General features: G+C 67.1%; 10 protein-coding genes. 4 read left to right on the plus strand and 6 right to left on the minus strand.

Going from position 1 to position 6,300, the window contains the following annotated elements:
• Nucleotides 1–556 (plus strand): type 1 glutamine amidotransferase domain-containing protein (locus VGD20_RS20310; protein ID WP_414714604.1); only part of this gene is annotated, 556 nt, incomplete at its 5' end.
• A gap of 199 nt (nt 557–755) precedes the next feature.
• Here VGD20_RS20310 and VGD20_RS20315 read toward each other — a convergent pair.
• A complete protein-coding gene (locus tag VGD20_RS20315; RefSeq protein ID WP_331136186.1) occupies nt 756–995 on the minus strand; it encodes a DUF3606 domain-containing protein in 240 nt (79 codons plus the stop codon).
• A gap of 93 nt (nt 996–1,088) precedes the next feature.
• Nucleotides 1,089–1,865 carry an N-formylglutamate amidohydrolase gene (locus tag VGD20_RS20320; RefSeq protein WP_331136195.1) on the minus strand — a complete coding sequence of 259 codons (777 nt, stop codon included), beginning with the start codon at nt 1,863–1,865 and terminating at the stop codon, nt 1,089–1,091.
• Nucleotides 1,866–1,879: 14 nt separating this feature from the next.
• Here VGD20_RS20320 and VGD20_RS20325 point away from each other — a divergent pair, with 14 nt between their 5' ends.
• Genes VGD20_RS20325 through VGD20_RS20335 form a run of 3 tightly spaced genes read left to right on the plus strand, consistent with a single transcriptional unit; the run spans nt 1,880 to nt 4,555 of the window.
• Nucleotides 1,880–2,821, plus strand: coding sequence for a transglutaminase family protein (locus tag VGD20_RS20325; protein WP_331136187.1), 942 nt, complete (start codon nt 1,880–1,882; stop codon nt 2,819–2,821).
• Nucleotides 2,815–3,639: a transglutaminase family protein gene (locus tag VGD20_RS20330; protein WP_331136188.1), complete on the plus strand. Its 825-nt coding sequence runs from the start codon at nt 2,815–2,817 to the stop codon at nt 3,637–3,639. The genes VGD20_RS20325 and VGD20_RS20330 overlap by 7 nt, the downstream gene beginning before the upstream one ends.
• Nucleotides 3,640–3,667: 28 nt before the next feature.
• On the plus strand, nt 3,668–4,555 hold the full coding sequence (locus VGD20_RS20335; RefSeq protein WP_331136189.1) for an ATP-grasp fold amidoligase family protein: 888 nt from the start codon (nt 3,668–3,670) through the stop codon (nt 4,553–4,555).
• A 24-nt stretch (nt 4,556–4,579) separates the two neighbouring features.
• Here the strand turns inward: VGD20_RS20335 and VGD20_RS20340 are convergent, their stop codons facing one another.
• The 4 genes from VGD20_RS20340 to VGD20_RS20355 form a co-directional block, all read right to left on the minus strand.
• Nucleotides 4,580–5,059: a hypothetical protein gene (locus VGD20_RS20340; RefSeq protein ID WP_331136190.1), complete on the minus strand. Its 480-nt coding sequence runs from the start codon at nt 5,057–5,059 to the stop codon at nt 4,580–4,582.
• Complete coding sequence (locus VGD20_RS20345) at nt 5,052–5,183, minus strand: hypothetical protein (RefSeq protein WP_331136191.1); 132 nt, start codon at nt 5,181–5,183, stop codon at nt 5,052–5,054. Before VGD20_RS20345 ends, VGD20_RS20340 begins: the two co-directional genes overlap by 8 nt.
• Nucleotides 5,184–5,375: 192 nt before the next feature.
• Nucleotides 5,376–5,873 (minus strand): GFA family protein, encoded by a 498-nt coding sequence (locus VGD20_RS20350; RefSeq protein ID WP_331136192.1) that lies wholly within the window; start codon nt 5,871–5,873, stop codon nt 5,376–5,378.
• Nucleotides 5,873–6,202, minus strand: coding sequence for a hypothetical protein (locus VGD20_RS20355; protein ID WP_331136193.1), 330 nt, complete (start codon nt 6,200–6,202; stop codon nt 5,873–5,875). Before VGD20_RS20355 ends, VGD20_RS20350 begins: the two co-directional genes overlap by 1 nt.
• Nucleotides 6,203–6,300 lie beyond the last annotated feature (98 nt).

The following is a 6,300-nucleotide window of genomic DNA, read 5'->3' on the forward strand; positions in this document are numbered from 1 at the left end:
CTCGACCCCTCTCGCCGCGCATCGCATCCTGATCATGGCCACCGATGGCTTCGAACAGTCCGAACTCGAGGTGCCGCTCGCGCGGCTGCGCGAGGCGGGCGCCACCGTCGATATCGCCTCGCTCGACACGGCCGAGATCACCGGCTGGGACGAAGATGACTGGGGCGACGACATCGAGGTCGATCTCGCGATCGCCGACGTCGACATCGACGATTATGATGCGCTGGTTCTTCCCGGCGGACAGATCAATCCCGATCTTCTGCGCGTCGAGACGGCGGCGATCGCGCTGATCAAAGGCTTCGCAGCGGCCGACAAGCCCGTCGCCGCCATCTGTCATGCACCCTGGCTTCTCATCGAGGCGGGCCTTGCGAAAGGGCGCCGCATGACGAGCTACAAATCGATCCGTACCGATGTCGCGAACGCAGGCGCCGATGTGGTCGACGAAGCCGTCGTCGTCGACGGCAACCTCATCACGAGCCGGTGTCCCGACGATCTCGATGCCTTCTGCAACGCGATCATAACCGCCGTCGCCGACGCACCGGCGCACGCCGACTGAGCGCGCGCCGGGAACAGCGCGCGCGGGGCGCCGCCGGGCGCGCGCTCCCGCGGACGCCGGCGACGCCGGCGCGCAACAATGACGGTCGTTGCGATCGTCGGGGGCGCCCCGGAAAACGCCGCGCTCTCATGTCCCCTTTGGCACCCGCGTGGACATCGGCGCGAAACGGCCGTGTGATCATAATGCCTGGGCGTTGCCGTCAGGCGGCGAGACTGCTCGCCTCGGGCGGGACGGGGGCCAGCGCGGTTTCGCCTTCGCGGCTCGAAAAGCAGAAATCTTCGGCGAGATAAGCCTGCACATCCTGATATCGGGGACCGACCGCGGCGACCGCGACGAGGATTTCGACCTGGGTAACGCCGAGGATCGCCGACCAGGCGCGCATCGCGTCCACACTGCTGCGATTGATCCGGCCGCCGTCCGGTACGATTTGTGCCTGCATCCTGCTCCATCCCGTCGGCGTCGAAAACCGCCGTCTGTTGAACGCGCGTCCGGCGCGCTCCGTTCCCGGGTCTGCGGTGAACGGATAAGCCGGTCAGGCGATAACGGAGGGCAGCGCTGCCGTGCAGGCGCGGTGCAGCATCTCGCACCAGCGCTCGACGCCGGCGGGCATTTCGAGACCGTCCTGCCGGACCTCGATTTCGGCATAAGGGAGGCCGGCCGGATAGGCATGGTGCGGGACGCTAAAGTCGGTGGCATCCATGCGGTAGGGCTCGTTATCGCCGACGACGAGGTCGGCTTGCGCGCGCAGTCCCGCGAGCAGTGCCTCGGCAAATCGTGTGTCGCCCCGATCGTAGAGGATTCCAGCGTGCCAGGGACGGGCGCGGCCGCCGAGCGCGGGCGTGAAGCTGTGGAGCGCGAGCAGGATCGTCGGTCGCGCCGCCGCGCCGCGCCGCGCGATCTCCGCCGCGATTTCGGCATGATAGGGGGCGTGGATTGCCGCGATCCTCTCCGCAAGGTCACGGGCCTGAAGCCGGCGATTGCCCGGGATTGCGCTGCCGTCGGACATGGCCGGCGCCGCCTCGGGGTGCGCCGGGTCGCGGTTGCAGTCGATCACGAGCCGCGAATAGGGCTGGAAGAGGAAGGGCGCGTCGAGCGCCTCGGCGAGCGCGATGCCGAGCGCATGAACTCCGATATCCCAAGCGATGTGGCGCTCGCGATCCTGTCCGGACAGGCCCAGCGTGCCGAGAGCGCGGGGAATCGCGTTGCCGGCATGATCGCCGAGCAGGAGGAACGGAGCGCGTCCGCCTGCGTTGACCCACTGAGCGGGCGCCGGTTCGTCTGCGAGCAAGAGGCTGTCCGACAGCGACATCACGAAAGTCTCCCATGCCCCGGCTCACGATCCGCCATACGACCGAATATAGATATCGCCAGCCCGTCGCCTTCCGCGAGCACCGGATCATGATGCGCCCGCGCGAGAGTTTCGACCAGCGTCTCGTGAAAGCGGATCTTCTCATTTCACCCCATCCTTGCGAGCTGCGATGGTTGCACGACGTGCTCGGCAATTCGGTCGCGATCGCGCTGTTCGACAAGCGCGCGAACGCCTTGCGCGTGGTGAGCGAAATGACACTCGATCACGCGCCCCTCGCGAGCGACCGGATCGACATCGAGGACTATGCCCGGCACTTCCCCTTCACCTATGCCTCGGAAGACATGCCCGACCTGCTTCGCTCGATCGAGCGTGGATATCTCGACGTCGGCCGCATCGTCGACAAATGGGCGAACGGGTTTCTGAACGATCATGGTCCGACCGATACGCTGGGCCTGCTCACCGACATGGCGACGACGATCAAGCGCAGCTTCACTTATGTGCCGCGGCATGAAAAGGGCACGCAGTCCCCGATCGAGACGCTGTCTCGCCGGCAAGGAACCTGCCGCGATTTCGCGGTGCTGATGATCGAGGCGGTCCGCGCGCTCGGTCTCGCCGCGCGTTTCGTCTCGGGCTACGTCTACAATCCCGGCCGCAGCGAAGGGCGCGTCGGCGGCGGCAATACCCACGCCTGGGTCCGCGTCTTTCTGCCCGGATCGGGCTGGATCGAGTTCGACCCGACCAACGGCATTGTCGGAAACCGGGGGCTTGTTCGCGTCGCGGTCGCGCGCGATCCGTACCAGGCCGTGCCGCTCTCGGGCAGCTGGAGCGGCTATCCCGCAAGTTACATCGGCATGGACGTCGCCGTCGACGTCGAGTTCGGCGATGCCGCCGCGGGCGAGACCGATATCGCCGCTTCGGGCCGGACCCACGTTGCAAGGAATGCTGCCAGATGTTGATCAGGGCCGGATACGAGATCCGCTTCGAGACCGCGAACCCGACGCCGATGATGGCGATGCTCAGCATCCATCCGTCCCGCCAGAAGGACCTCAAGACCCCGCAGCAGATCGAGACGTCTCCCGTCATTCCCATTTACAATTATGAAGACAGCTTCGGGAACATCTGCACGCGCCTGACGGTGCCCGCGGGCGGGGTGACGCTCGCCGCCGATTTCGTGATCGAGGACAGCGGGCTCGTCGACGCGCGCGCGCCCGATGCGGCACCGACCCCGGTCGAGGATCTGCCCGACGACATCCTCATCTATCTGCTCGGCAGCCGCTACTGCGAGACCGACCGGCTCATGGGGGTGGCCTGGGCCGAGTTCGCGCATCTCGCCTCGGCGCGCGACCGGGTCGATGCGATCGTCGCCTTCGTTCACGACCATATCGTCTTCGGCTACGAACATGCGCGCCCGGACAAGACCGCGTGGAACGCCTATCAGGAGCGGCAGGGCGTGTGCCGCGACTTTGCGCACCTCGCGGTAACTTTATGCCGCTGCATGAATATCCCCGCGCGCTATTGCACCGGCTATCTGGGCGATATCGGCATCGCGCCGGTCGATGCTCCCATGGATTTTTCGGCCTGGTTCGATGTCTATATCGGTGGCGACTGGTATACATATGACGCGCGGCATAACCGGCCGCGCATCGGACGCATCCTGATGGCGCGCGGGCGCGACGCAACCGATACCGCGCTCACCACCGCCTTTGGCCCGGCGCGCGTCATATCCTTCCAGGTTCATACCGACGAGGTCGATACGGACGATATCGCGTCATGACGGGGCGGCAGCGGGGAGCAGCCCGGCCATGACGGCGATGGACCGCGCGATACCGTTCGTCGGCGATGCCGACGGCACGGCGGCCGAGACCGGATCGTCGCTTGCGCGGTGGCGCGTCGTCGCAAGCTATCTGTGGCGGCACCGCCGCTATCCGGACCTCGACGCGCCGACCCGCTTCACCGAGCTGGTACAGCGGCGAAAGCTCACCGATCGCTCGCCGCGACAGTCGCAGTTCCTCGACAAGCTCGGCGTGAAGGCCATGGTGTCCGCGCGCCTCGGGACGGAGTGGATCATCCCGACGCTGTGGCACGGGCAAGCGCTGCCGGCATCGCTCCCGTTCGACGTGCCCGCCATTTTGAAGGCACGGCACGGCTGCAATCAATATGCGGTGCTGTGCGATCTGCCGAGCGCGCGCGAATGGCGCCGCCTCCAGCGCACGGCCGCGCGCTGGCAGCGAAGGCCTTACGGGATATGGCTCGACGAATGGGCCTATCGGGGCGTCCCGCGCGGACTGATCGCCGAGCCCTTGTTGGGCGGCGCGCTCCCGCTGCCCGTGGACTATAAGATCTATGTGTTCGGCGGGACGGCGACACATGTGCAGGTCCATCTCGATCGCGGCGGCCGCCACCGCTGGATCCTGCACGACCGTGGCTGGCGACAGCTGGTGGCATGTGCCGACCGGCCACCGGCACCGGCATCGCTTGCCGCGATGCTCGAGGCAGCCGAAGCACTGGCCCGCGATACGGCGTTTTTGCGTGTCGACTTCTACGAGGTCGACGGAAAGCCCCGGTTCGGGGAATTTTGCCTGTACCCCGGATCGGGGTTCGATCCGTTCGCTGCCGACTGGATCGATCTCGAGCTCGGGCGATTGTGGCTGCGTGCCATGCAGGATCGGTCCGGCCTCGGGACGTCCTGATATCGCCGGCCGGCCGGCGCGCGCCTACCGGGTCGCGCGCGGCTTCCCTCCGGACAAGCGCTCGACGATGCGGCGCCGATGCTCGATCGCAGCGAGGATCAGTTCGGCGCGCGACAACAGGCTGAATCGCCGGACGAATTCGGGATCGGTGATGGCGGCGGCCGGGTTCAGGGTGAGCCAGTCGGCTGCGGCGGCGCAACAGGTCGTGCGGCCCGTCAGCCGCGCGGCCATTGCGTCCAGATCGGCGCCCGGGGCATCGAGCGCCGCGCCGCGCCGCTGCAGTTCGGCTTCCACCGCTGCAAGGTCGCGCCGCGACAGCAGCGGCCAGCGATCGTGAAAGCATGGCCAGTCGGGGACCGGGACCGTCCACGGAACGTTCGCCAGCACCCAGTCGGCGATTTCGCCGATCCGATCCCGGGCCGGCGGAGCCTCGGCGACGCGAAGCGCCGGGTGAAAATCGGTCTCGCGACCGCCCGATGCGGGGGTGGAATTGAGATCAAACACGTCGCCACTGCCTCCAAATCAGCCGGTTCGAGGCGCGCCGATGCGCGCGCAGCTTCGCGATCGCCACGGTTGCGGCGATCGCCGCCGCAGCCAGCCCGCCTGCGATCATCCACGGCGTCTCCATGAGCTTGCCTCCGGTAAAATGCCTCGTGGCATATTACGCATGGCGCTAAGAAAAGCTGCTTGCCCGATGGCGATCGCGTCGCGCGGCGCGGTCCGGGCGAGGAAGGGCAAGCGGCGACGTTGCGACGGACAGGCGCGAGACCGAGTCCCGCGTGCGGCGGCATCCGGAAAACGGCACGCGGCGCCGGGTGGATCAGTCGATCCAGACGCCGTTCGTCCGGTGCCACTCGGCGATCGATAATGGCGGGTAGAGCGCGTAGCTCTCGTCCGCCGGCGCGATATCGGGCGCGACCCAGTCCGCCTTATATTTGAGCATCAGATGCACCGAAGATCGAGGCGCCGGCAGGGGTGTGTCGATCGCGCTCGCGAACGGATGCACAAGATCGGGCCAGGCGGGGTCGTAGAGCCATAGCGCCGTGCCGCAGTCCTTGCAGAACCGCCGCCTTCCGCCGGAAAGCTCGCAGCGCTCATGCTCCGCATCGGCGATCCGTGCGCGATAGGTGCCGAGTTTCGCCTCGCCTTCGACCCTGAGCGAGGCCGCATTGGCACCCAGATTGATCGCATAGCCGCCACCGCCCTGTTGCTTGCGGCAGATCGAACAATAGCAGCGCTGATAAGGCACCGGCGTATTGCTTTCGACCGTGAACGTCACTGCGCCGCAATGGCAGGAGCCTTCGAGCGTAATCGGCATCAGCGACCTTCCCTGGACTGCGCCGCGAACCAGTCGGCATAAGGCGTGTTGCGCGCCATATGCCGGTTATAGTCGGGAGCGCCGTCGGTCCACCAGACCGGACCGCGCTCGCCAAGCGCCCGCTTGCTCGCATCGACGCCGGCGCGCGCCTTGCGCAGCGCGAGCGCATCGCCGGACATTTTTGTCGCCGCGACCGCGCGCCGCGCGGTCATGAGGCTCTGCACCAGCCGTTCACTTTCGCTGGTACCGAGCGCGGGATTCGCGCGGCGCCAGAGCCGTTCGCGCACCACCAGGTAGCGGCCGTCGGGCGTGACGGGATGATCGGCCATATCGGCCTATGGCTTCGGAAGGGGAACTTCGGGCATCGCCATGAGGTCGGCTCGCGTCAACGAGGTGGCAAGATCGGTGTCGTCGCCGTTCACCACGG

Origin of the sequence: Sphingopyxis sp. (assembly GCF_036402335.1) — a bacterium.
In the GTDB taxonomy this organism is placed as follows: domain Bacteria; phylum Pseudomonadota; class Alphaproteobacteria; order Sphingomonadales; family Sphingomonadaceae; genus Sphingopyxis.